23 protein-coding genes are annotated in these 24,038 nt (G+C 72.9%); 12 read left to right on the forward strand and 11 right to left on the reverse strand.

The genetic code is table 11. The annotated features are described in order from the left end of the window. Window positions 1–17 precede the first annotated feature (17 nt). Window positions 18–1,391: a serine hydrolase domain-containing protein gene (locus ACIBCA_RS01080; protein ID WP_396280643.1), complete on the reverse strand. Its 1,374-nt coding sequence runs from the start codon at window positions 1,389–1,391 to the stop codon at window positions 18–20. A 261-nt stretch (window positions 1,392–1,652) separates the two neighbouring features. Here ACIBCA_RS01080 and ACIBCA_RS01085 point away from each other — a divergent pair, with 261 nt between their 5' ends. From ACIBCA_RS01085 to ACIBCA_RS01095, 3 genes are all read left to right on the forward strand, one after another. Next, window positions 1,653–4,430, forward strand: coding sequence for a DUF6493 family protein (locus ACIBCA_RS01085; protein ID WP_396280644.1), 2,778 nt, complete (start codon window positions 1,653–1,655; stop codon window positions 4,428–4,430). 370 nt (window positions 4,431–4,800) lie between these two features. Further along, on the forward strand, window positions 4,801–5,106 hold the full coding sequence (locus ACIBCA_RS01090; protein ID WP_396280645.1) for an antibiotic biosynthesis monooxygenase family protein: 306 nt from the start codon (window positions 4,801–4,803) through the stop codon (window positions 5,104–5,106). A 106-nt stretch (window positions 5,107–5,212) separates the two neighbouring features. Then, window positions 5,213–6,163 (forward strand): SDR family NAD(P)-dependent oxidoreductase, encoded by a 951-nt coding sequence (locus ACIBCA_RS01095; RefSeq protein ID WP_396280646.1) that lies wholly within the window; start codon window positions 5,213–5,215, stop codon window positions 6,161–6,163. A 3-nt stretch (window positions 6,164–6,166) separates the two neighbouring features. Here ACIBCA_RS01095 and ACIBCA_RS01100 read toward each other — a convergent pair whose 3' ends face one another. Then, entirely contained in the window at window positions 6,167–7,150 is a 984-nt protein-coding gene (locus tag ACIBCA_RS01100) for an ArsR/SmtB family transcription factor (RefSeq protein ID WP_396280647.1), read from the reverse strand. A gap of 116 nt (window positions 7,151–7,266) precedes the next feature. Here ACIBCA_RS01100 and ACIBCA_RS01105 point away from each other — a divergent pair, with 116 nt between their 5' ends. Beyond that, window positions 7,267–7,656: a hypothetical protein gene (locus ACIBCA_RS01105; RefSeq protein ID WP_396280648.1), complete on the forward strand. Its 390-nt coding sequence runs from the start codon at window positions 7,267–7,269 to the stop codon at window positions 7,654–7,656. A gap of 72 nt (window positions 7,657–7,728) precedes the next feature. On the opposite strand, the gene ACIBCA_RS01110 is transcribed toward ACIBCA_RS01105, so the two are convergent. After that, window positions 7,729–8,268, reverse strand: coding sequence for a carboxymuconolactone decarboxylase family protein (locus ACIBCA_RS01110; RefSeq protein ID WP_396280649.1), 540 nt, complete (start codon window positions 8,266–8,268; stop codon window positions 7,729–7,731). A 56-nt stretch (window positions 8,269–8,324) separates the two neighbouring features. On the opposite strand from ACIBCA_RS01110, the gene ACIBCA_RS01115 reads away from it, so the two are divergent. Then, on the forward strand, window positions 8,325–9,275 hold the full coding sequence (locus tag ACIBCA_RS01115) for a pirin family protein (protein WP_396280650.1): 951 nt from the start codon (window positions 8,325–8,327) through the stop codon (window positions 9,273–9,275). 54 nt (window positions 9,276–9,329) lie between these two features. On the opposite strand, the gene ACIBCA_RS01120 is transcribed toward ACIBCA_RS01115, so the two are convergent. After that, the gene (locus tag ACIBCA_RS01120; RefSeq protein ID WP_396280651.1) at window positions 9,330–9,743 is read right to left on the reverse strand and encodes an AMP-binding protein; all 414 of its coding nucleotides are present in this window, start codon (window positions 9,741–9,743) and stop codon (window positions 9,330–9,332) included. Between the two features lie 18 nt (window positions 9,744–9,761). On the opposite strand from ACIBCA_RS01120, the gene ACIBCA_RS01125 reads away from it, so the two are divergent. Then, complete coding sequence (locus tag ACIBCA_RS01125; protein WP_396280652.1) at window positions 9,762–10,043, forward strand: hypothetical protein; 282 nt, start codon at window positions 9,762–9,764, stop codon at window positions 10,041–10,043. Between the two features lie 196 nt (window positions 10,044–10,239). On the opposite strand, the gene ACIBCA_RS01130 is transcribed toward ACIBCA_RS01125, so the two are convergent. Continuing rightward, the gene (locus tag ACIBCA_RS01130; protein WP_396280653.1) at window positions 10,240–11,040 is read right to left on the reverse strand and encodes a hypothetical protein; all 801 of its coding nucleotides are present in this window, start codon (window positions 11,038–11,040) and stop codon (window positions 10,240–10,242) included. Window positions 11,041–11,290: 250 nt separating this feature from the next. Here ACIBCA_RS01130 and ACIBCA_RS01135 point away from each other — a divergent pair, with 250 nt between their 5' ends. Then, window positions 11,291–11,803 (forward strand): SigE family RNA polymerase sigma factor, encoded by a 513-nt coding sequence (locus ACIBCA_RS01135; RefSeq protein ID WP_396280654.1) that lies wholly within the window; start codon window positions 11,291–11,293, stop codon window positions 11,801–11,803. Beyond that, window positions 11,796–12,641 carry a hypothetical protein gene (locus ACIBCA_RS01140; protein WP_396280655.1) on the forward strand — a complete coding sequence of 282 codons (846 nt, stop codon included), beginning with the start codon at window positions 11,796–11,798 and terminating at the stop codon, window positions 12,639–12,641. Before ACIBCA_RS01135 ends, ACIBCA_RS01140 begins: the two co-directional genes overlap by 8 nt. Before the next feature lie 253 nt (window positions 12,642–12,894). Here the strand turns inward: ACIBCA_RS01140 and ACIBCA_RS01145 are convergent, their stop codons facing one another. After that, window positions 12,895–13,473 (reverse strand): NADPH-dependent FMN reductase, encoded by a 579-nt coding sequence (locus ACIBCA_RS01145; protein ID WP_396280656.1) that lies wholly within the window; start codon window positions 13,471–13,473, stop codon window positions 12,895–12,897. A 207-nt stretch (window positions 13,474–13,680) separates the two neighbouring features. Between ACIBCA_RS01145 and ACIBCA_RS01150 the strand changes: the two genes are divergently transcribed. Together ACIBCA_RS01150 and ACIBCA_RS01155 are read left to right on the forward strand one after the other, a co-directional pair. Then, the gene (locus tag ACIBCA_RS01150; protein WP_396280657.1) at window positions 13,681–14,688 is read left to right on the forward strand and encodes an AraC family transcriptional regulator ligand-binding domain-containing protein; all 1,008 of its coding nucleotides are present in this window, start codon (window positions 13,681–13,683) and stop codon (window positions 14,686–14,688) included. A 138-nt stretch (window positions 14,689–14,826) separates the two neighbouring features. Beyond that, entirely contained in the window at window positions 14,827–15,444 is a 618-nt protein-coding gene (locus ACIBCA_RS01155; protein ID WP_396280658.1) for a hypothetical protein, read from the forward strand. Window positions 15,445–15,504: 60 nt separating this feature from the next. Here ACIBCA_RS01155 and ACIBCA_RS01160 read toward each other — a convergent pair whose 3' ends face one another. Next, entirely contained in the window at window positions 15,505–16,617 is a 1,113-nt protein-coding gene (locus tag ACIBCA_RS01160) for a sensor histidine kinase (RefSeq protein WP_396281217.1), read from the reverse strand. Window positions 16,618–17,167: 550 nt separating this feature from the next. On the opposite strand from ACIBCA_RS01160, the gene ACIBCA_RS01165 reads away from it, so the two are divergent. Then, window positions 17,168–18,484, forward strand: a complete 1,317-nt coding sequence (locus ACIBCA_RS01165) for a cation:proton antiporter (protein WP_396280659.1) — start codon at window positions 17,168–17,170, stop codon at window positions 18,482–18,484. A gap of 9 nt (window positions 18,485–18,493) precedes the next feature. On the opposite strand, the gene ACIBCA_RS01170 is transcribed toward ACIBCA_RS01165, so the two are convergent. Continuing rightward, window positions 18,494–19,159, reverse strand: coding sequence for a response regulator (locus ACIBCA_RS01170; RefSeq protein WP_396280660.1), 666 nt, complete (start codon window positions 19,157–19,159; stop codon window positions 18,494–18,496). Window positions 19,160–19,373: 214 nt separating this feature from the next. On the opposite strand from ACIBCA_RS01170, the gene ACIBCA_RS01175 reads away from it, so the two are divergent. Further along, window positions 19,374–21,173, forward strand: a complete 1,800-nt coding sequence (locus ACIBCA_RS01175) for an ABC transporter ATP-binding protein (protein ID WP_396280661.1) — start codon at window positions 19,374–19,376, stop codon at window positions 21,171–21,173. A 267-nt stretch (window positions 21,174–21,440) separates the two neighbouring features. On the opposite strand, the gene ACIBCA_RS01180 is transcribed toward ACIBCA_RS01175, so the two are convergent. The 3 genes from ACIBCA_RS01180 to ACIBCA_RS01190 form a co-directional block, all read right to left on the reverse strand. Further along, window positions 21,441–21,854 (reverse strand): beta-L-arabinofuranosidase domain-containing protein, encoded by a 414-nt coding sequence (locus tag ACIBCA_RS01180; protein ID WP_396280662.1) that lies wholly within the window; start codon window positions 21,852–21,854, stop codon window positions 21,441–21,443. Between the two features lie 80 nt (window positions 21,855–21,934). Beyond that, on the reverse strand, window positions 21,935–22,867 hold the full coding sequence (locus tag ACIBCA_RS01185) for an aldo/keto reductase family oxidoreductase (RefSeq protein ID WP_396280663.1): 933 nt from the start codon (window positions 22,865–22,867) through the stop codon (window positions 21,935–21,937). Between the two features lie 245 nt (window positions 22,868–23,112). After that, entirely contained in the window at window positions 23,113–24,027 is a 915-nt protein-coding gene (locus ACIBCA_RS01190) for a hypothetical protein (protein ID WP_396280664.1), read from the reverse strand. Between the last annotated feature and the right edge of the window lie 11 nt (window positions 24,028–24,038).

A 24,038-nucleotide genomic window follows, 5' to 3' on the forward strand; every position in this document is an offset into this window, starting at 1 on the left:
GCGCGGCGGCACCGCCGTCAGCCCTTGCCCTCGCTGCCCTCGCCGCCCTTGCCACCCTCGCCGCCCTTGCCGCAGAACACGTCCTCCATCAGCCCGAACTGCGCGCCCATCTGCGCGTAGACCTGCTGCGGGTCGCCCTTCGGCGTCGTCGACACGGCCAGCCAGCGGTTGCCCGAGGACCACATCTGCGACAGGTACCCGGGCATCGACCCGTCGTGCCCGTACACCGGCCCGCAGCTGAGGTCGACCCGGGCCAGCCCCAGCCCGTAGTTGGCGCTGCTCGGCGAGCCGTCCGGGGTCATCGGGATGGTGGTCTTCATCGCCGCCATCTGCTCCGGCTTGAGCAGCCGCCCGCCCAGCAGGGCCCTCTCGAAGCGGATGAGGTCGTCGGTGGTGGAGATCAGCTCACCGGCGGAGGTGGCCCAGGTGACGCTCTGCTCGCTGATGTCGTAGTCGGTGCGCGGCGCGGTCGGCCCGGTGCCGTCGACCAGCGTGAGGTAGCCGTGGGCGTGCGGGCCGCGGATGTCGGTCGAGGCGCCGGGGAAGTACGTCCTGGTCAGGCCGAGGGGGCGCAGGATGCGGGCCTCGATCTCGTGGGCGTACGTGTTCCCGGTGACCTTCTCGATGACCATGCCGAGCAGGATGAAGTTGGTGTTGGAGTAGTGGAAGGAGGTGCCGGGCGCGAAGTACGGCGCGTGCGCCGTCGCGGCGGCCATCACCTTGTCGCGCGGGACGCTGTCCTTGAAGCCGCCGCCCTCGATCCACTTGCGGGCGTCGGCGACGTTGGTGAACGTCGGAAAGACGCCCCCGTCGGGCTCGTTGGTCGGGTCCCAGACGCCGGAACTGTGGTTGAGCAGCTGGCGGATGGTGATGTGCGCGCCGTTCGGGACCAGCCCCGGCAGGTAGCTCTCCACCGGGTCGTCCAGGCCGATGCGGTGCTCGCCGACGAGCTGCAGCACGGTCGTCGAGGTGAACACCTTGGTGATGCTGCCCGCCCGGTACCGCCCGTCCGTCCGTACCGGCGCGCCGGTACGGAGGTCGGAGACGCCGGAGCCGGCCCGCCGCACCCCGTCCTCGTCGACCACCTCACCGAAGGAGGCGGCCGCCCCGGCCGCCGTCACCTTCCGCAGGCCCGCCCGCAGCCGGGCACCGAGGTCGCCCTGGCCGTTGCCGCCCTGGCTGTCCGCCGCCAGACTGTCGGCGCCCTGGCTGTCGGCTCCCTGGCTGTACCCGTCCAGACCGATCAGGGCGTCCTGCCCCGGGACGGTCAAGGTCGGCAGAGCCTGCACCGGCCCGGGCGTCGGCACCGGAGCCGCCGACGCCGAGGCGACGGGCGCCGCCAGCGCCACACAGATCGCCGCCACCAGCACGGACACCCTACGACGCGCCATGAATCCCCCCATCACTGCGGCAGGCTCCCCGCCTGCCGTCTCCGCCCAGCCTCTCCGCTGCCTCCCCGACGGTCATCAATCGCCGGGAGGAGGCACTTCTCCGCCCTCCAGCGGAGCACCGCCTACGCCGCTCGGACGAGATGCGGGCGCTCAAACCCCCCTGACGGTCAGTCGGTATCCGGGCAAGGCTGCCCGCAGGCACGCCTGTCAGTGGCGACCGCTATGTTCACGGGCATCAGTCGGACCGGACGAGGAGGCGCGGTGACGGATCTCAAGACCGAGGCGATCAGCTGGGAGGAGCTGCGCGCGCTCATCGCCGCCCGGGTGCCCCAGGGGGTGATCGAGCGGCTCTCCGGCGTGCCCGCCGCCGAGCTGAGCCATGTCCGCGCCCCGCTGCGGGAGCTCCGCGCGGAGCTTTCGCGCGAGCTCTCCCACGGCTCCCCGAACCGGTACTCCGCGGCCTACGACCAGCTCGCCGCGCTCCAGTTCGCCGGGCTCTCCGCCGCCGCCACCCCGGCCCAGGCACTGGACTGGCTGACGCACCGCCGCCTGCTCGACGTCACCTGGCCCCTGCCCTCCGGCGGTTCCACCAACCCCGACTGCCGCGCCCACCTGCTGGCCCTGCTCCCGCCCCACCGTGACCAGGCGTTCCACCGGGAACTCGCGGTGCGGCTCGCCGAGTGGCTGCCGGCCCGCGGCGACCGCGACCGCTGGCTGATCGTCCGCGGCCTCGCCCTCCGGTCGGGCGCCGAAGTCCCCGCCACCGACGGGTACGTGATCGGCTGGGTGCGCGAGGGGAACGGGATGCGCTCTCCCCACAGCGAGATCGGCGAGTGGCTCGCCGAGCAGGGCCTGCGCGAGCCGGTGCCGCACCACACGACCCTGCTCTCCTGGCTGCGTGCCCAGCCCCGGCTGGCCGAGCTCGTCCGCCGTCTGTTCGAAGTCCCGGACGTCGGCGGCGAGTTCATCCGCTTCTCCCACCCCGGGCTCGCGCCGGACGACGCCTGGCCGACGGCCCTCGCCTCCGTAGCCCGCGAGGGTCTGCTCGAGCGCGCCGAACTGATCGACCTCTGTCTCGGCACGCTGCTGCGCGGCGACCGGCCCGGCAACCTGCGCGGCTTCCTCCAGTTGTACGCCGCCCTGGCCCTCGACGCCGAGGAGGTCCTCTCCCGGGCCCGCGACCACGTCCGGCTGGCCGGAGACGGAGCACCGACCGCCGCCAAGGCGGCCCAGACCGCGCTGGTGTCCGTGGACGACCGCCTCCCCGTCGACGTGTTCGCCGAGCTGACGGCCGCCGTCCTGGCCCGCCCGGAGAAGGGCCTCGCCACCACCCAGCTGAGCCGCGCCGACACCACCCTGCGCCGCGACCCGGCCACGGCCGACGACCTGCTCCCCGCCGTCTGCGTCGCCTTCACCCACCCGGCTCCGGCCGTCCAGGAACGCGCCCTCCACCTCGCCGCCCGGCACCTGCCCGACGTCGCCCCGGCCACCGCCGAGGCCGTACGCACCGCGGCAGCCGCCCTCGGCCCCGCGCTCCAGCCCGATGCCCAGCGTCTGCTGGCAGCCGAGGCTCCGAGCGCCCCGGACCCGAGCGCCCCGAACCCGACGTCCGACGCGCCGTTCGCGGCCCCGCACGCGAGCCGCACCGCGCTCCCCGCCTCCCCCACCGGTCCGCTCGACCTCGCCGAGCGGCTGGCGGCCGTCCTGGCCGACCGGATGCCCGACCCCGGCGAGTTCGAGGTGCTGCTCGCCGCCCTCGTCACCGAGCACCACCGCGACGCCCCGGCCCTCCGCAGCGCCCTCGCCCCGCTCAACTCCCACCGGGACGACGAATCGGTCCCCTCCTGGCGGGCAGTTCACCCCAACGGGGCTCTCCTCTGCCTGCTCGACGCCCTGACCGGCCGGGACCACCAATCCGCGCTCCACACGGCCGAGATACTCGACGGCCCCGCGCACCTCCGCACCATGGCGTCGTTCCCCGCCCTGCGTGTGCTGGAGGCCGCCGCCCGGATCGCCGACGCGCCCGTACCGCTCCTGCTCGCCACTCCGACGGCCCCCGACGGCACCGTCGACCCGGCCGTGTTCACCGAGCGGCTCGCGGCGCACCGGGCCGCCGGGGTACTCCCCTGGCCCACCGACCTGGCCCAGTCCCTGCTCCGACTGCCCCCACCCGCGCTGCCGGCCGCCCGCGCCGCAGCCGCCGAACTCGGCTGCGAACTGCCGTCCGACACCCCGCCACCCGTCCCGGACGCCTTCCACACCCAGCACCCCGGCCAGCGCGAGAAGCGCACCCCGTACGACGGGACGCCCGCGCCACTGCCGCGCATCGCACCGTACGTCCGCGCCACCGAACCCGCCGCCGCCCCCGCCGGTGCCACGGGCCTCATGCACGCCCTCCCCGACCCGGCCGACGTCAGTCACTTCAGCGGCATGCGGACGCCCAACGCCGTCGAGCTCACCCTGCTGCCCTGGACCACGCCCTGGCACGCCGAGACGGTGGCCGCGCACGGCCTCCCCTCCCTGGTGCACCAGACGATCGCCTCCAAGGACCACCTCCACGCCCTCAACCCCCTGCTCCCCCGACTCGTGGAGGCCCCGGGCGGGCCCGGGCCGCTGACCCACCTGGCGCTCGCGTACGGCCTGACGGCCGCCCGGACGGAGCACCGAACCGCCGCGCTCGACGCCCTGTTGACGCTCCACGCCCGCAGCCGGCTGCACCCCGAGCAGCTCGGCAAGTGGACAGCCGAGCTCTGGCGCCTGACCGCCGCCAAGCCCAACCGCTTCCTCCCCGTCCTGGCCGACGCCGCACGCGGAGGTGCCGCCCAGCCGGTCTGGGAGGTGCTCGCCACCCTGATCGCCGAGGTCGTCACCGACCCGGCCGTACGGGGCCTGCCCGACGCCCTCACCCTGGCCGCCGAGTGCGCGGCGGCCAGTGGCATCCGCACCACCCTCCCCGCTCTCGACATCCTCACCGCCCCGACCGCACCCCGCCGCGTCCGAACGGAGGCCACCCGCCTGGCCCGCATCCTCACCTCCTGACGCCAGGAGGCGCCGGAAGTCGATCGGGCAACAGCACGGTTGGCATCGCCCCGAGCGGGCAGAGCTGATCCGCACGCCACACAACCGGGGGACGGGGATCTGATGCCGACAGCCATGCCATCGGACGGTTACAGCAGACGGGCTCCGCTCCCGGCGGCCCTCCCGGCGGCCCTCCCGCCGACGACGCCGCGCGCCGACCAGGCGGCACCGAGGCTCTGCTGACGGATCGTTTCGCCAAGGCGGAGAAGACTCGACCGCTCCGTCCCCGCCGACCCGCACGGCACCGTCCACCTCTGCCTCCTCGACGACCGCCACCTGCGGCCCTGACCAGGCCCGGGCCCGTCGGGCAAGCCCCTCTAGGATGCGTTCCATGATCCTCGAAAGCGCACTGCTCGATGTCCGGCCCGGGCGGGAGGACGAGTTCCTCGCCGCCTTCGCACAGGCCCGGCCGTTGATCTCGGTCCAGAAGGGCTTCCGGTCGCTGGAGCTGCGGCGGTGCCTGGACGAGGGGGGTGGTTCGCGCTTCCTGCTCCAGGTGGAGTGGGAGACGCTGGCCGACCACACCGAGGGCTTCCGCCGCTCCACCGAGTACGAGCAGTGGCGGGCGCTGCTGCACCACTTCTACGCACCGTTCCCCACGGTCGAGCACTACGGGGAACCGCTGCTGACAGCGTGAGACCGTGCTGTCGGTGATCTGCGGGTGATCTGACGGCGGCTCCTGCAATTCTCGATGGCAGGCCGCCCGACCGTGAGCGGCCTGCCCCACAGAGGAGCTCACCGCCGTGCCGTCAGCCACATCGCCCACCACCCCCTGGGACCACCGCCACCTGCCGCGTGCGGACGGAAGCACCGTCCTCGTCACCGGCGGCAACGCGGGCATCGGCTACTTCGTCGCCGAGCAGCTGTCCGCCACCGGGGCGACCGTCGTCCTGGGCAGCCGGAGCCTCGCCAGGGCGGAGGCCGCCCTCGCCTCCGTCCGCACCCACGTGCCCGACGCCCGCCTACGCGCCGTACGGCTGGATCTCGCCGACCTGTCCTCCCTCGCGACCGTCGCCGATTCCCTGGGTACGACCTCCCTCGACGCCGTCGTCCTCAACGCCGGGGTCGCGCTGGACGACCCGCCGCGCCAGGAGACCGCCGACGGCCACGAGCTGATGTTCGGCACGAACCACCTCGGCCACTTCGCGCTGACCCGGTGGCTGATGCCCCTCCTCGAAGCCGCCCCGGCCGGCCGCGTCGTCACCATGGGCAGCTTCGCCGCGAAGTCCGAACGCCTGGACCTGAACGACCTCCAGTCCCGGGACGACTACCGCCCCAAGCGCACCTACGGACGGTCCAAGCTGGCCCAGATGCACTTCGGCCTCGAACTCGACCGCCGCCTCCACGCCGCCGGCAGCACGGTCGCGAGCATCGTGGTCCATCCCGGCGGCGCCCTGGACGGCCTCACCCCCTCGCGCCCGCCCGTGCACACCCGCACACCGGGCGCCCACCTGCGCGCGGCGCCCGCCGGCGTCCTCGTCCAGGGCAAGGACGCGGGCGCCTGGCCCGCCGTGCGAGCCGTCCTCGACCCGACCGTCCGGGGAGGGGAACTGTGGGCGCCGCGCGCCTTCGGCCTTCGTGGCAGGCCCAGGCGCGAGCCTGTGTGGGCCCACCTCGCGGACCCCGTGGTCGCCGCCCACCTCTGGGACGCCAGTTGCCGCTTCACCGGAGTCGACCCGATGCCGACCGCCTGAGAGTCACACCGGGTTGGCCGCGAGCAGCCCGACCGCGAGCGGCGTGAGGGAGTGGACGACCCGCTGCCCGTCCCGGACGGACGTGATCATCCCGCCCGCGCGCAGGACGGTCGCGTGCTGGGAGGCGGCGGGGGCGCTCACTCCCAGCCGGGTGGCGAGTTCGGTGGTGGTGCAGCCCGTACCGATCGCGCGCAGGGCGGCGGCCTTGCCCTTGCCGATGAGCGCCGTCAGGCCGTCCACCCGGGCGGGCGGCGGCTGGACGGCCTCCGAGGCCGTGTACGCGAAGAGCGGCTTCTGCCAGGGGCTGGCGATGGCCGGGGAGAGCATCCCCCCGAGGAACAGGTTCGGGGACAGGACGAACCCGGCCTCCGCCGTCCGTTCCAGGCGTTCCGGGACCCCCGGGGCGATGCCCCCCAGGGTGAGTTCGAAGCGCGTCGGATCGCTGAAGGCCCGGTGGATGCCGGCCAGCATCCGGCCCGTCCCCTGCTCGCCGACGACGCCCCGGCGCATGCAGATGTCGGCGTTGAGGAGCTTGAGCATGTCGGGCCAGTCCTCGGCCAGACAGGCGCCGTACAGGGCATGGAGCCCACGCAGTAAACGTCTCAGCTGGGAGGCGCCACCATCGAGCAGCTGCGCGACGGGCTTCGGCACCGGCCCGAGTTCCGCGTACCGGGCCAGCTCTCCCTGCAACTGGTCGGCGCCGACCGCGCCGATGACGTCGAGTTCGTCGGCGATCGAGATGCCGGCGGCGTCCAACGGCATCGGCGGGGTCAGGAAGTCCGGGAAGTAGAGCGGGTTGGCCATGACCAGGTCGATCAGCGGCCGCACCCGGCCCGGCACCCGGGACCGGACCGCCCGCCACCACCGCCGTGCCGGGAGCGGCGCCCCGCTGTCCTGCTGGAGCCCGATCAGCAGGTGCTGGACCGGTGAGACCGCGAACCGCACGTTGGCCAAGTCCCTTGCCCCGAACGCCAAAGCCACCCTCATGCCGCCGCTCCCCCGGTTCGTTTAAGGCCAGACCTTAAGAGCTGTCCGTCCTCGGACAAGGCGACCAGCATCTACCCCAGACGCCACCACGGCCAGAACCTCGAAGGGAAAACAGCATGCGCATCGGCAGGAAGACCAGGGTCGGCCTGGTCGCCACCATCGGCACCGCCGCCGTCATCGCGCTGGGCGCCGGCCCGGCCTCCGCCGTCCAGGGATACGTCGAGTACCCCATCGGCAGCGGTTCCTGTACGGCCCTCGAGGAGATCCAGCCCACGTGGGTCGACGGCGGCTGGCACGACATCATGGAGAACAATCCGACCCAGGCATCCGCGACGGACCCGTACCACTGCCTCTTCACCCTGATCGACAACGACCACGAGATCTGGCGCTCCTCCGGCGCCGGGTCCGGCTGGCAGCCGGACGGCCCCGGGCACCACATGAAGGCGTGCGCCGAGCGCTGGTACAACACCGTCCTCCTGTCCCGCAGCTGCGGTCCGATCAACTGATCACGCCTGCCCGGCAGTCGGGGCCCCACCCCCGGCCGCCGGGCACCGGCATGCCACCCGCCCCCTGGGCGATCAGTGCGAAGCCGGGCGCCTCACCGGATGCTTGCTCATGATCGACACCCGGTTGAACGAGTTGATCGTGATCGCCACCCAGATCACCGCCGACAGCTCGTCCTCCGTCAGCACCTCACGCGCCACCGCGTACGCGGACTCCTGCAAGGCCGCGTCGGCGGGCGAGGTGGTCGCCTCCGCCAGCTCCAGCGCCGCCCGCTCGCGCGCGGTGAACACCTCGGTGTCCCGCCAGGCCGCCAGCACCCCGAGCCGCTGGGTGGTCTCCCCGGCGCGCAGCGCGGCGCGGGTGTGGACGTCCAGGCAGAAGGCGCAGCCGTTGATCTGCGACACCCGCAGGTTGACGAGCTCGACGAGCACCCGGTCCAGCCCGGCCTCGGCCGCCGCCGTCCGCGACGCCTCGGCAGCGGCCACCAGAGCCTTGTAGGCTCCCGGGGTCTGCTTGTCGATGAACACCCGCCACTTCGCCGGAACCACCGTCACCTCGTCCACGAACCGCTCCTCCTCGACATGATCGCTTGGATCGCTTCCGCTGATCAGCATGCCCGTGCATAATAGTTGAAACTCGAACGATCTGCAGGCGGAAGGACACACCGGCGATGAGCACCCCCGGCGACGACCTCACCATAGAGCCCACCGAGGCCATCGAGATCCTCACACCCCGGGACGTCCCCCTCGGCGGACCCCGCGCCATGACCGTCCGTCGCACCCTCCCCCAGCGCAACCGCAGCCTGGTCGGCGCCTGGTGCTTCGTCGACCACTACGGCCCCGACGAGGTCACCCTCAGCGGCGGCATGCACGTCGCCCCGCACCCGCACAGCGGCCTGCAGACCGTCACCTGGCTCTTCAGCGGCGAGATCGAGCACCGCGACAGCCTCGGCACCCACGCCTACGTCCGCCCCGGCGACATCAACCTCATGACCGCCGGCCACGGCATCTGCCACTCCGAGGTCTCCACCCCGGCCACCACCCAGCTGCACGGCGTCCAGCTCTGGGTCGCCCTCCCCGGACAACACCGCGACACCGCCCGGGACTTCCACCACCACACCCCCCGCCCGATCCCCCTCGACGGCGGCGGCGAAGCCCGCGTCTTCCTCGGCACCCTCGCCGGCGACACCTCCCCCGTCCCCACCTTCACCCCCCTCCTCGGCGCCGAACTCACCCTCGCCCCCCACACCACCGTCACCCTCGACGTCGACCCCACCTACGAACACGCCCTCCTCGTCGACCAGGGCCAAGTTCACCTCGACGCCACCCCCGTCCCCACCGCCCACCTCGCCTACGCCTCCCCCAACCGCCCCACCCTCACCCTCACCAACCCCGCCGACACCCCCGCCCGCGCCATCCTCCTCGGCGGCACCCCCTTCGACGAACAGATCGTCATGTGGTGGAACTTCATCGCCCGATCCGGCGAGGAGATCGAACAAGCCCGCCTCGACTGGGAGAGCGGCAGCACCCGCTTCGGCGAGGTAAACGGCTACCCGGGCGACCGCCTCCCGGCCCCGGAGCTCCCGTCGATCCCGCTCAAGCCGCGGGGACGCGTGCGCTGACCTGCGCGAACACAGCCTCGCACCAATGAGCACTGCCGCTCTCCGGGGGACGATTCAGGCCCCGCCGAACCCCCCGGAGCGCGAGCGTCCGGCCATCTCGAAGACCGGAGCGCAACGACAGCGGACGGGGACGTAGGCCGCGCCGGCCACGAGCGTGCCCAGGACGGCGGCGGCCTGCTCCCAGCCCTTGTCCAGGACGACGGCGACCATCGCCGGATCGGCTCCGCCCTCGGGTAGCTGATCGGCCAACTCGGCTGCGGCCGCGCACAGTTCTCCGTAGATCACGGTCCGGGTGGCGTCGATGACCGCGACGGCGTCGGGGGTGCGGGCGGCCTGCCGCCAGAAGGGTTCGTGCAGCAGGTCCTCGGCGAGCGGCGCGGCGGTGGCGTTGACCCGGTCGCGGACGAGCCGCTGCTTCTGCGGGAGGACGTCGGGCGTGGGTTCGGTCCAGGCCGCGAGGTCCAACACACCCCGGCCGACTGGTGGGTGACCGCCGACCGCGCCTCCGTCGCCGCACGCGAACACCTCCGCGCCGCCGAGTCGGAACCCGACCTCCTGCACACCCTCACCGAGATCGGCCGGGCCCGAGCCTCCGCCACCATCGCCCTCGGCGCCTCGGTCAACGCCATGCGGGCCTCCGGCCACCCCTGGGACACGATCGCCACCGCCCTCGGCCACCCCGACGCGGACGCCGCGCGACGGCACACCGCCGACGCCCGGTCCGACGCCCACCGGGCCCTGCTCGCCAGGCTCGACCACCGCCCCTGACCCCGCCGACGGCGGTCACGGCTGCATCGACAAGGGCGGTCACGGCCTCGGATTCCGCCTCACCGCGCCGGTCTGCGGTGAGCGGTTCGCTGATTCCCCGGCCATGACCGCCCGCTACCGCGCCGATCCCGCACACGGTCTGCCCGTCCGGCAGTGGTGGCCGGCGGGTGGCGCAGTGGTGGTTACGCAGTGGTGGTTACTGGTGGGCGCCCTTGATGTTGGGCTGGGTCTTCTGGTTGTAGATCTCCTTGCCGTCCGCGGTGAAGGCGTGGACGTAGGGGCTCGGCGGGCCGGAGTTCCCGGTGGGGCCGGTGGTGACGGCCGCGGCGTAGGCGAACGCACCGTCCGCCATCACCGCCGGGTACTGGGTCGGGTTGTCGCCGTAGCTGATGGTGACCTTGGCGACGTCGGGGGTGTAGTGCCCGGCGCCCACGGTGAGGGACTGCCCGGCACCGGCGGGCGTGCTGAAGGTGTCGAAAAACGAGATCTTGTGACCGACGCCCCACAGGCGGTCGTTGATGAACGTCGCGGGGACGGCCATGCTCCGGCCCTTGTCGCCCTTCGACTCGCACTGCACGTACTGCTTCGCGGAGTTGACGGCGATGACCACGCCGTCGGTGTCCGAGGAGGAGATGGGCGTGCGGACCGCGATCACCGAGTGGTACTGCGACGCCTCCGAGCCCAGGCAGGAGGCCAGGATCTTGGCGGTGGTCCCCGCGTCGATCGGGGTCGTCGCCGTGCTGGCGACGGTGAACGGGGTCGGGGTGACGGCGGTCACGGAGCCGGCGGACGGGCCCTTGCCGGGGACCGCCGCAGTGCCGGCTTCGGCGGCCTTGGGGGCCCCGGGAGTGGGCGTGGCGGTGGGCGTGGCGGAGGGCTTGCCCTGGGCTGCCGCGGGGGCGGGCGTGGCGGTGCCGGTTGCGGCGGTGGCAATTCCCCCCACGGTCGCGAGGGCCGCGGCGGTGGCGGCGATGAGCATGATCGGGCGGATGCGCATGAATCCGTTGTCCTTTCCTGCGGGCGTCCGGTTGATGCCAGCACCCCTGTACGCCCCCTTGCGTCCGGCAGGTCGCGCCCCGCACACGTGATTCAGGTCATAGGCCGCCGGCGCGACCCTGGGACGGTGCTCGTGCGTACAGGGCGGGACGCTCCGTCAGAAGGCACGGCTCCACCGCCGCGGTCGAGGAGTGCTTCCGCGCACCGGCTGTCCCGTGAACCGACGGAGAGCCCCAGAGGAGAGGCCCTTGATGACGCCACAGGAGTTCGACGCGTTCTACGCGGCGTCCTTCTCCCGCCTGACCGGGCAGCTCTACGCGCTGACCGGCAACTGGTCCGAAGCACAGGACGTGGTCCAGGAGGCGTTCGTCCGCGCGTGGGACCGCAGGCACGCCTTCGGCTCGGTCAACGCCCCGGAGGCGTGGATCCGGACGACGGCCCGGCGGCTGGCCGTCTCCCGCTGGCGGCGTCTGGCCCGGGGCCTGCAGTTGGCCGGACGCCACCACCACCAGGAACCACCCACCGTCGAGCCGCCCACCGAGGAGCACCTGGTGCTGATCGCCGCGCTGCGCGACCTGCCCGAGGCACAGCGCAGTGCCCTGGTCCTGCACCACATGTGCGACCTCTCCGTCGAGCAGGTCGCAGCCGAGACCGGCGTCACCGTCAGCGCCGTCAAGAGCCGCCTCGCCCGCGGCCGGGCCGCGCTCGCGGTCAGACTCGCCGACCGGACCCCGGCCGACGAGGAAGGAAAGCTCCGTGTCTGACCCCCACCACGACACCCTTGCCGACCGGCTGCGGCTGCTCGGCGAGCAGTCGCCCGCACCGACCCTGCCCGCCGCTGAGATCCGCCGCCGCGCCGACCGGCGCCGCCACCGACGACGCGCCCTGGGCGCGACCACGGCCTGCACCGCGGCGGCGGCCCTGTGCCTGGCCCTCCCGTCCGTGCTGCCCTCGTCGGGACCGCAGCAACCGCTGGGGCCCCAACAAGGAGCGGCCACCACGGGCGCCCCCGCCGTGTCGGCATCCCCCCGGCCGCCGACCCCGTTCACCGTCGCCAGCACGGCGACGACCCCGATCGACGCGGGGACCACCGCCAAGATCCTGGCCTCCTGCCTGGGCTCGGAGGCGTCGCAGTACCACTCGGTGATCGCGGTCCGCACGCCCATCTCCTCCTCGGACACCGACGGCGTGGTCATCGCCGTCAACTCCGCGAAGCAGTACGTGCAGTGCGAGTCGAAGGGCGACAAGGGCCGGAGCATGGCCGTCCCCGCGACGTTCATCAACGACCGCCTGTGGGGCGTCGGTCACAAGATCTCGTTCTTCGACACCTTCAGCACGCCCGCCGGTGCCGGGCAGTCCCTCACCGTGGGCGCCGGGCACTACACCCCCGACGTCGCCAAGGTCACCATCAGCTACGGCGACAACCCGACCCAGTACCCGGCGGTGATGGCGGACGGTGCGTTCGCCTACGCCGCGGCCGTCACCACCGGCCCCACCGGGAACTCCGGCTCCCCGAGCCCCTACGTCCACGCCTTCACCGCGGACGGCAAGGAGATCTACAACCAGAAGACCCAGCCCAACACCAAGGACGCCCACCAGTAACCACCACTGCGCCGGTCACCCGGTGGTAAAACGGCCGCCCCCGTGGCAGCACGGCGACGGGCGGGAGGGTGGGCGCCTTCAGCCTCGGCGGCGGCGCACCGGGCGCTGCCGCCGGAGAGGGCCCCGCAGGACGATCCCCGGGCCGCCGGGGACGAGTTCGGTGTGGCGCCCCCGTTGCGAGACGAAACGGCCGTGGCAGACGGGGCGGAGGCGGGTGACGGCCCGCCCCCGCCCCGTCGGGCTCGTTGCCGGATCAGCCCTGGGTGCGGGCGGCGGTGATCTTGTCCCTCAGGGCCACGAGGAGGTCCTGGAGGAGCCCGGCGGTGATCTCGTCGGTCAGGTTGCCCTCGGCGTCGAAGCGCTCGTGCGAGCGGAAGACGATGACCTCGGGCTTGACCACGACGTCGTTGTGCGTCCAGACGAACACCTGCCGCAGCGCGAGCTGCGCCCGGACGGAGCCCATGTTGGTCGGGGCGGCGCCCAGGATGGCCGTGGGCTTGTGCTGCAGCGGCAGGCCCTCGGCCTTGGTCCAGTCGGTGCTGACCCAGTCGATCGCGTTCTTCAGCACGCCGGAGACGGAGTAGTTGAACTCCGGCGTGGCGATCAGCAGACCGTCGGCCGCGGTGATGCGGTCGCGCAGGTCCTGCACCACAGCCGGCCGGGCGTCGGGGGTGTCCAGGTCGAAGTCGTACGGCGGGATCTCCCGCAGACCCTCGTAGACCTCGATCTCCATGCCGCCCGGGTTGAGCTTGCGGGCGGCGTGCAGCAGCGCGGTGTTGTGCGAGTTCGCGCGAAGGCTGCCGGAGATGGCGAGGATCTTCAGGTCGGTCATGACTGGTCCCTTTCGCAGGAATCGGTGGGGCACCCACCGGCCCCCGACCTCGACCGTAGGGGCGGCGGGCACCGGTGGCGGGAGGCCGTACGCGTCAGCGGGGGGACGTTCGGCGCCAAGGGGGACCGTTCGCGCCACGAGGGGGACCGCTCGCGACGGACGGGCGCCAGGGCCTTGACTTCCGGCGTTCGATTAGACTCGCGCGCTGTGCACAGAGACACCGTTCCCGCCCACCTGGTGCGGCTCGTCCGCGACAGCGCGCTTCGGCTGGGGATCACCCCGCAGGACATCGCGCTGGTGACGGGGCTTGAACCGGGCGCGCTGGAGGACGACCTGGCACGGGTCCCCACCGCCGCGATCAACCGGATCTGGGAGCTGATCTTCGTTCAGGGCGGGGAGGGCGTGGGCCTCCTGGTCGCCGGGAACGTGCCGCTGGGCGGCCTGCACGCCTGGGACTACCTGGTGACCACCGCCCCCACCGTCGCCGAGGGCCTGCGGGAGGGGGCGCGGCTGATCAGCGCGCTGACCGACCCGGCCGTCTCCCTCGACGTGGTCGAGGAGGGCCGCCAACTCACCCTCAACTACAACGGGTTGGCCTTCCACGAGGGCGTCGACCGCGAGATCAGCGTGTTCGCCCTGGCCACGCTCCTGCAACGGATGCGCGGGGTCGGCGGCGCCGCGGCCGGCCCCGTCCGAGTCGCCTTCGCCCACCCGGCGCCGCCGCGCCACCGCCACCTGGTCGACGGCTTCGGCACCGCCCGCATCGACTTCGACCAGCCCACCAACTCCCTCGTCCTGCTGGACGCCGGGCGGGAGGCCCCGTCCGCGGACCCGGAACTCGCCCGCATCATGCGGCGCTACGTGGAGATGGGCCTGGCCGCAGCCCGCCCCGCCCCCGGCTGGCGCGACACCTTCCGCGCCGTCCTCGCCGAAGCCCTGGCCGACGACCTGCTCTCCCTCGAACGCGTCGCCGGCCGCCTCGCCGTCAGCCCGCGCACCCTCCAGCGCCGACTCAGCGACCACGGCACCACCTGGCGCGAGGAGATCGACGCCGTCCGCCACGAACAGGCCGCCCACCTGCTGCGCGACACCCGCCTCCCCGTCCAGTCCATCGCCGCCCGCCTCGGCTACGCCGACCCGCGTGCCCTGCGCCGCGCCTTCCAGCGCTGGACGGGCCACACCCCGGACACGTACCGGAAGTCGGCGGTGCACTGAGGTTCCGGCGGCTGCGCGGGCCCCACCGGGGCGGGCTCCATCGGAGCAGGCGCCGCCACGGCCGCGGCCCGCGGTCCGAAGGCGCGGGTGTCCCCTGACGTGGCGTGGGCTCTGATGTCGGACGCGGACTGGCCTGTCATGGCGCAGCAGTTGGTCGCGCTCCGGCAAGCCGGTGTCGACATGGACCAGTTCCTTCCGCGCGTCGGCGAGATCGCGGTCCTGGTCCGGAACTCGGTAGCCGCCGCCGATGGGTCGGCGGAACGGGCGCGGCTGCTGCGCTCGACCGTGCCAGCAGGGCCGGTTCGGGAAGCGATCCCGGCCTCGCCCGCCTGGCCCGAACTCGCTGCCACCATGACCTCGCTGCGGGAACGGGGCGTCGACGTCGGGCAGATCCTGGCAGCCGCACATGCCGAGGCCGTCGGCGTCGACCGAGCAATCACCCGCGTGGCCAACACCAGCAAACGCCCTGCGGCGGCCGGCCCGAGCTGGGACACGAAGCGCTGCTACGGCCCGCTCACGGTCGGACTGGACCTCCCTCCGGACCTCGACCTCTCCAACCGCCGAAAGGCACTGGCTCAACTGGGCGTGAGCGAGGCCGAGAACGCCCGCTACGTCCGATGGGTACACCTGGCCCTGGCCGGGCACGAGCGGGAGGCAGGCCTCCTGGTGAACTCCCGCCAGTGGCCACTGCTGGCGGCCCGCATGACGCACCTCGAGGACAACGGACGGCTGTGTCTGGTCCCGATGACGGCCTGAGCCCGCACACACCTTTGTCCCTCGGGCCTGGAGCGGCGGGCAGAGGAGCGGTCTGGCCTCTCAGCCGCCGTTGGCGGTGAGGGGGATGCGCAGGGCGACCCGGTAGCCGCCCTCGGCGGTCGGGCCGGCTTCGAGGGTCCCGTGCAGGATCTCGGCGCGTTCGCGCAGGCCGATCAGGCCTTGCCGGGAGCCCGGCAGGGCCAGGGAGGGGCGGGCGGGCGCGCTGTTGGTGACGGTCACCCCGACCTCCGTCCCGTCCTGCCAGAGCTCGACGGTCGCGGTGGCGCCGGGGGCGTGCTTGCGGGCGTTGGTCAGCGCCTCCTGGACCGTCCGGTACACGGCCCGCTGGGCGGAGGCGCCGAGGTCGGGCGGCAGCTCGCCGCTCAGGCGGGTCTCGATGCCGCTGGAGTCCACGAGCCGGTGCAGGTCGGCCAGGGTGGGCTGGGGCGTCAGTTCGGTGTGGCGGCCGCCGGAGGCGCGCAGCAGCCCCACCATGGTCCGCAGCTCGTCCAGCGTGGTCACGCTCAGGGAGCGGATCGTACGGGCGGCGTCCTTGGCGTCCTCGTCCCTGGTGGACATCTGCAGTGCCCCGGCGCGCACGGCGATCAGGCTGACCTGGTGGGAGACCACGTCGTGCATCTCGCGGGCCAGTTGGGCGCGTTCACGGGCCAGGACGGTCTGGGCGTGCAGGATCCGCTCGTGCTCCCTGGCCTCCTCGGTCTCGGCGATCTGCCGCTCCAGGTCCCGTCGGGTCTGGAGGAGTTGCCCGAAGAGCACGGCGGCGGCCGCGGTGGCGAGGCTGTAGACGAACGTGACGAGGGTGAGGGTCCGGCTGACCTCGAAGGGGCCGCCGAGGGACCACGGGATGAAGCTGGCGAGCGCGGTGCCGACAGCGCACAGCGCGAGCAGCCGGCGGTTGCGGGAGCGTTCGGCCAGGCTGAACAGCGCCACGAACGGTGCGAGGCCGATGTCCTCCTGGGTGAAGGCGATCGGCAGGGTGAGCAGCAGGACGAGGAGGGGGAACCTGCGGCGCAGTGTCAGCGCGGTGCAGGCGATCGCGGCCACGGCCAGGTCGAAGGCCCACGTGTCCGTCGCGAGGTTCGCCCAGGCGTCCGCGGCCGCCGCCACGACCAGGGCGCCGTCCACGACGGGCGCCGGCACCCGCGCCCACAGCGCGTGGGCCCGGCCGGTCCCCCGCGTCCGCGGCCGCTTCCCGTCGGCCGCCGTGCGGCTCACCGCTGCCTCCGGTTCCGTCACCGCCTTCGTTCTCATCCGTGCCGCCTCGCCTTCGCTCTGTTCCGTCCTCACCGCCTCGGCCCTGATCCCGGACGACGCCCCGGGGCGCCCGGCGTGTGCTGCGCCGAGCCGACCTGGTCCGGCAGGTGCTCCGTCGAAGCCGACCCTACGGCTTCGGTGTCCTCGGGGCGGTGGCCGCACCGCGGCTCCGGCCACCCGGCGGGGTGTTCACATCCACTCGGCAGGGGCACTCGGGCACGGAGGCCGCCGAGGTGGCAGGCCCTGCGGCGTCACGGACGCTCCGCCCGGTCGGCGGGGGTGTTCCGGGCGGTCGGCGGGGTGACCGGGTAGGGCCCACGGGGTGGGATGGTGGCCGGCGGCTGCGACACCGGTCTGCGGACCGGGGCACCTCCGTGCTCGGACGCTGCCCGGCATGTAGTCAGGACGGCGGAGGTGTCCACCCGTCGTCGTTCGGAAGCGAGTTCCCTTGTTGATTCCTGTCCTGATCGTGATCACCGCGGTGGTGGCCGTCTGGTCGCTCGTCGCCGGGCGGCTGGAGCGCCGGCACGTGCGCGCGCCGCTCGTGCTGGTGCTCGCGGGCGTCGCCACCGGCCTGTTCACGCACAGCGAGATCGCCTCGGCCATGAACTCCGTGGTCGCCCAGCGGGTGGCGGAGATCATCCTGGCCGTCCTCCTCTTCGTGGACGCCACCGAGCTGCGGGGCGGGCGGCTGTTCGGCCGCGACCCGGGCTCGGCGGCCCGGGTGCTGCTGGTGGCCCTGCCGCTGAGCCTCGGCGCGACGGTCCTGCTCGGCGGGCTGCTGCTGCCGGACCTGTCCTTCGCGGCGTTGCTGCTGATCGCGTGCGTCATCATTCCGACCGACTTCGCACCCGCCGAGATCCTGGTCCGCGACCGGCGGATCCCCGCCCGGGTGCGCAGCGTCCTCAACGTGGAGAGCGGTTACAACGACGGCATCGTGTCGCCGCTGTTCCTGTTCGCGCTGGTGCTGGCCGGGTCGACGGCCGAGAAGCGCACGCCGCTGGAGGCGCTGGGCACGACCGTGCCGTTCGCGGTCAAGGCATTGGTGATCGGCGCCCTGCTCGGCGCCCTGCTCGCCTGGCTGATGAACCTCGCGCAGCGGGCGCAGTGGATGACCGACCAGTCCCGGCGGATCCTGGTGCTGATCGTCCCGCTGCTGGCCTACACCTCGACCACCGCGGTGCACGGCAACGGCTTCGTCGCCTCCTTCGTGGCCGGCGTGGCCTTCCGGTACGTGAGGCGGGCGCCGGAGCGCCATGGCGCCGCTGCCGAGCGGGGCGCCGCCGAGCAGGGCGGCTCGGACTTCCAGCTGCTGGAGGACACGAGCGCCATGATGACCATGGTCATGTGGTTCTTCTTCGGCAACGCCGCGGTGCTCACGTTCGTCATCGGCGTCGACTGGTCGGTGCTGGTGCTGTGCGCGGCGGCTCTGACCGTGCTGCGGATCGTGCCGGTCCTGCTGTCCCTGCTCGGGTCCCGGTTCAGCCGGGCGGAGCGACTGATGGTCGGCGCGCTCGGACCGCGCGGCACGACCTCGATCGTGTTCGGCCTGCTCGCCTTCAACGCCCTCCCGGACGGGGTGGCCGCCAACAGCGCGCTCGACGCCATGGTCGTCGTCGTCCTCGGCAGCATCCTGCTGCACGGCGGCGGGTCGCTGGCCATCGCCCGCGCGCTGCGGGGCAGGCCCCGGGGCCGTACGGAGAAGGCGTCGGCCATGGAGCGCGCCAGGGACGACCGGCCGCAGAGCGGAGCACAACAGGGCTGAGGGCAGGGGCTACGGGCGCTGCGGGCCGTCGTCCAGCAGGCCCGCGCGCTGGGCGAGGAGCGCGGCCTGGACCCGCCCGCCGACCCGCAGCTTGGTGAGGATCGCGCTGACGTGGTCCTTCACCGTTCCGGTCCCCAGGTGGAGGCGGACGCCGATGTCGGCGTTGGACAGCCCCTCGGCGAGCAGCACCAGCACCTCCCGCTCCCGGTCGGTGAGCCGGTCGACCCGCCCGGCCTCGGCGTCGACCACGGCCGGACCGCTGCCGGGGTGGCCGCGCAGCAGGCTCCGCGAGGCCTTGGGCGACAGGACCACGCCGCCGGCCGCGAGGGTGCGCACCTGCGGGGCGAGGTGCTCGGGCTCGGTGTCCTTCAGCAGGAAACCGGCCGCCCCCGAGTTCAGCGCCGTCAGGATGTACTCGTCCGTGTCGAAGGTGGTCAGCATCGCCACCGCCGGCGGCGACGGCAGGGCGACCAGCTCGCGCAGCACCGTCAGCCCGTCCACGTCCGGCATCCGGATGTCGAGGAGGACGACGTCCGGCCGGTGCTCACGGACGGTGGTGACCGCCTGCCCGCCGACGCAGGTCGCCACCACCTCGATGTCCTCCGCCGCGCTGAGGATCATGCCGAATCCCGACCTGATCAGCGCCTCGTCGTCCACCACCACTACCCGGATCACATGTCCTCCGCGCCGCCTCGGGATCTCTGCCGTACCGCCCCATGATCCCTTGCCTGCCCGGCACCGGCGCACACGGGGGCGCCGGTGCGGCCACGCGCCACCCGGCGGGGAAGGACCGGCCGGAAGGCGGGGGTGGTCCGGACGGTCACCGGATGGGGCACGGCACCGCGAGCCGTGACGCTGGACCGGTACGCCACCAACTGAGAGGAATCCCGTGAACACCGCAGCCGACCCGACGAGCACGGACAGCGCGGACACCCCGCCGCTGTCCGCGCGGGCGACGTTCAAGGCGCTGTACGGATACGTCCGGCCGCACCGGTGGACCGTCGCGCTCGGCCTGCTGTGCGCGCTGGTGGGCGCGGCCGGCGGACTCCTGCAACCGCTGGCCACCAAGGCACTGGTGGACCGTCTCTCCTCCGGTCAGACCATCACCACGATCGTGCTGTCCCTCACCGCGCTGGTGCTCCTGGGCACGGTGTTCGGGGCGCTCAGCGGGTACGTGCTGGAGCGGACCGCCGAGTCCGTCGTGCTGGCCGCCCGGCGCGGCCTGATCGGACGGCTGCTGCGGCTTCGGATCTCGGAGGTGGACCGGATCCCGCCGGGCGACCTGATGTCCCGCGTCACCTCGGACACCACCCTGCTGCGCGCGGTCACCACCCGTGAGCTGGTCTCCGGCATCACCGGCGTGGTCACCCTGGTCGCGGCTCTCGTCCTGATGGCCGTCCTGGACGCCGTCCTGCTGGGGGTGACGCTCGGTGTCCTGGCCGTGGCCGGCGGGGCCGTCGCCCTGGTGATGCCGAAGATCTCCGAGGCCACCGAGCGCTCCCAGGAGGCCGTGGGCGAGATCTCCACCGAGCTGGAACGCGCCTTCGGCGCCTACCGGACCGTGAAGGCCTCCGGCGCCGAGGAGCGCGAGAGCGCCCGGGTGGTGGCGGCCGCTCAGCGGGCCTGGCAGCACGGCGTGCGCAGCGCCAAGTGGGAGGCACTCGCGAAGTCCGCGGACGTCCTCGCCGTGGAGCTGGCGTTCCTGGCGGTGCTCGCCGTCGGCGGGGCCCGGGTCGCGTCCGGGGCGATCCCGGTGTCCACCCTGATCGCCTTCCTGCTCTACGTCTTCTACCTGACCGACCCCGTCTACCGGCTGGTCGACGCCGCCACCCAGTACCAGGAGGGCTCGGCCGCGATCGCCCGGATCACCCGGGCACAGCAACTCTCCACCGAAGATCAGGAGTTGGGCTCTCTCACCTCACCCGCGCCTTCCCGTCCGGGCACGGGACCGGCGTCGGTCCGCTTCGAGCAGGTGTCCTTCCGCTACCGCCCGGAGCTGCCCGAGATCCACCGCGAGGTGACGTTCGACGTGCCGGCCGGCGGGATGACCGCCTTCGTCGGCCCGTCGGGCGCGGGCAAGTCCACGGTCTTCGCCCTGCTCGAACGCTTCCACGAGGCGACCGGCGGACGCGTACTGGTGGACGGCCGGGACGTGCGCGACTGGTCGCTGCCCCGGCTGCGGGACTCCATCGGCTACGTCGAGCAGGACGCCCCCGTACTGGCCGGCACGCTCCGCGAGAACCTGCTCTTCGCCGCGCCCGATGCCTCGGAGGAGGACCTGGCCGACGTCCTGGTCCGCACCAGGCTCGACACCCTGGTCGCCCGTCTGCCCGAGGGTCTGGACACCCTGGTCGGCCACCGCGGGTCCACGCTCTCCGGCGGCGAGCGCCAGCGCGTCGCCATCGCCCGCGCACTGCTGCGGCGGCCCCGGCTGCTGCTCCTCGACGAGGCGACCTCCCAGCTCGACGCCGTCAACGAGCTGGCGGTGCGCGACATCGTGGCCGAGGCGGCCCGGGAGACCACCGTCCTGGTGGTGGCCCACCGCCTGTCCACGGTGACCGGCGCCGACCGGATCGTGGTGATGGAGGCGGGCCGCGTCCGGGCCGTCGGTACGCACGCGGAACTCGTCGAGGGGGACGAGCTGTACGCCGAACTGGCGGCCACCCAGCTGCTGGCCCCGGCACGCTGACCCCGGCCCGCTGATCCGACCGGCCGGCGCCGGAGCCGGGCACGGGGGTTCCGTTTCGAAGGACAGTCAACGACCAGGAGGGGGTTCCGCCATGGCATCGGCTAGGAGAGCAGTCGCCGCCGTCGCCGTGGCCCTCCTGGCCGTGCTGGGCGTCATGATGCTGTCCCAGTCGGCCTCCGAGCTCCTCCGGGAGGACGGCTCGACGCGGGTCGTCACGCAGGCGAAGCTCGCCGAGGACGCGCCGCCGCCCAAGAACACGCCCGGCCTCTACTGGTCCCGCGCCCGGAGCGTCGAAGTCCCGGAGCTCCGCCCCGAGTTGACGGCGGTCATCGCCGACGAGGCGCCCTCCCCCGAGTGGCCGCGCAGTTCGATGTCGGGCGCCTCCCAGCCACCGCAGGGTTGTGCCGAACTGGACAGGCCTGCGTTGAGGCGGAAGGTGTGCAGCAGCCGGTCCATGTCGAGGAACCTCAGGTACGCCAACGTCCGGTTCTGGTTGTCCAGCCAGCGTCCCGCCGTCAGCCCCACCTCGCTGAGCTCGAACGGGTGAGCCTCGCCGTTGATGTCGGGCCGGGCGTCCGGCGGGGTGCGGGCATGAACCCCGCCCGACGCGACGATCGCGGCGACGCCCGCTCCGGCCGGGAACGGGGTGCGGCGGTGGACGGACGGCTCGTTCGTGCTCATGGCGACCTCCGTGCGGATCACGACATCGTTGGTGCACAACAGCGAAAGAGTGAGCGTTAACAGAACGTGCGGGACGGCCCTCAGGGCACTTTGTATCCGGCGGCACGGAACAGTTCGTACCATTCGGACCGGGTGAGCGGGAGGTCGGAACCGAGTGCGGCGGCCGTGACGCGTTCCGGCGTGGTCGTGCCGAGCACGACCTGCATCCGCGCGGGGTGGCGCGTGATCCAGGCGACCGCGATCGCCTCGGCCGGCACGCCGTACTTGTCGCTCAGCCGGTCGATGACGGCGTTCAACTCGGGGAAGCGCTCGGATCCGAGGAACGGGCCGTTGAAGAATCCGGCCTGGAAGGGCGACCACGCCTGAACGGTGATGTCGTGCAGGCGGCAGTAGTCGACGATTCCGTCATCCCGTACGACCGACTGATCGAGGTCCTGCATGTTCGCGGCGACGCCCTGCGCGATCATCGGGGCGTGGGTGATCGACAGCTGGAGCTGGTTCGCCACGATCGGTCGCGTCACGTACTTGCGCAGCAGGTCGATTTGCCGGGAAGTGTGGTTGGAGACGCCGAAGGCACGGACCTTGCCCGCCGCCGACAGCTCGTCGAAGGCACGGGCCACCTCCTCCGGCTCGACGAGGGCGTCGGCACGGTGCAGCAGCAGGATGTCGAGATAGTCCGTGCCCAGTGCCCGGAGCGAACCGTTCACGGACTCGGTGATGTGGTGATGAGAGAGGTCGAGGTATCCCGCGTCCTTGACGATTCCGGCCTTCGACTGGATGACGAACTGCTCACGCTCCGACGGGCTGAGCTTCATGGCTTCGGCGAACCGACGCTCGCAACCGTGGTAGTCCGAGCCGTAGATGTCGGCGTGATCGAGGAACGTGATGCCGGAGTCGCGTGCGGTGTTCACGAGCCTGCGCACCGCCTCGTCGGTCATGTCCTGGATGCGCATCAGTCCGAGGACGACGTTGGGGACCACCACGTCGGTGCCGGGCAGGGTGAAGGTCTTCATGTGACTCTTTCGCTGTGAGGTGAACGTTTCAGGCCGAAGGAGGTACGAACCGGTCGGCTACGAAGGCGAGTTCGGCCGTAGCCGTGAAGTTCGCGGTGCTGCTGTGCGACGTCGCGCAAGGGCATTACCGTAACTGATCACCGTGGGGCCGGTGTTGCCGAGGCTCGGGGCGGCATGGGACGGCTGCGCGGCCGGGACCGCGTCGGCCGCACCTGGGCAGGTGCGGCCGACTTACTGACGTCGAGTCAGACACCCACGGGTTCCCGGTCCTCGGAGGGTGCCTCGGCGGCGTCCTCCTCCTGGCCGAAGTGGGCGACCGCCACGGCCGCGGCCACGGCGATGACGAAGCCGCCGACGGCGAGCCAGCCCAGTCCGCTGCGGGAGACGTCGCCGAGCCACAGCACGCCGGCCGCGCCGGGGACGACGGTCTCGCCGATCACCAGGGCGGCGGTGGCGCCGTTGACCGAGCCGATCTGCAGGGCCACAGTGTGCACGTACATCCCGCCGATGCCGCCGATGAGCACGGCGTACAGGGCGGGGTCGGTGAGCATGCGGCCCAGGTCGAGCGTGTCGACGCCGTTCAGGACGCGCACGCCGATGCCGAGCGCGCCGAATCCGAGGCCGGAGAGCAGGCCCGCCACGATCGCGCCGCGCGAGCCCATCCGGCGCACCAGCAGGCTCCCGCCGACGATCACCACGGTGGTCGCGATCAGCAGCCACCAGTGGAAGGCCGGTGCGGCCTGGTGGCCGCCCTGCGGTCCGGCGGCCACGGCGAGCAGGACCAGGGCCGCGCACAGCACGGCGATCGAGGCCCATTCGGGGCGGCGCAGGCGGATGCCCAGCAGCCTGATGGAGAGCACGGCGGTGACGACCAGGTTGGCGCTGATGACGGTCTGGGAGAGGAAGAGCGGCAGCATCCGGGCGGCGAGGGCGCCGAGGCCGAAGCCGACGACGTCCAGGGCGGTGCCGAGGATGAACTCCCAGGTGCGCGCCGCCCGTCCGGTGGAGGACAGGGTGGGCCCGCCGTGTTCGGTGAGCTGTGCGGGGTCGGCTTCGGCGGCGGCCTCGCGGGCCGCGCGGCGGGAACCGACCGCTTGGAGGACGGAGCCGGTGCCGTAACAGGCGGACGCGGCAGCGGCGACAACAAGTCCGGCTATCACCAGGGGATTCC

This window comes from Kitasatospora sp. NPDC051170 (assembly GCF_044455705.1).
Classification (GTDB): Bacteria; Actinomycetota; Actinomycetes; order Streptomycetales; family Streptomycetaceae; genus Kitasatospora.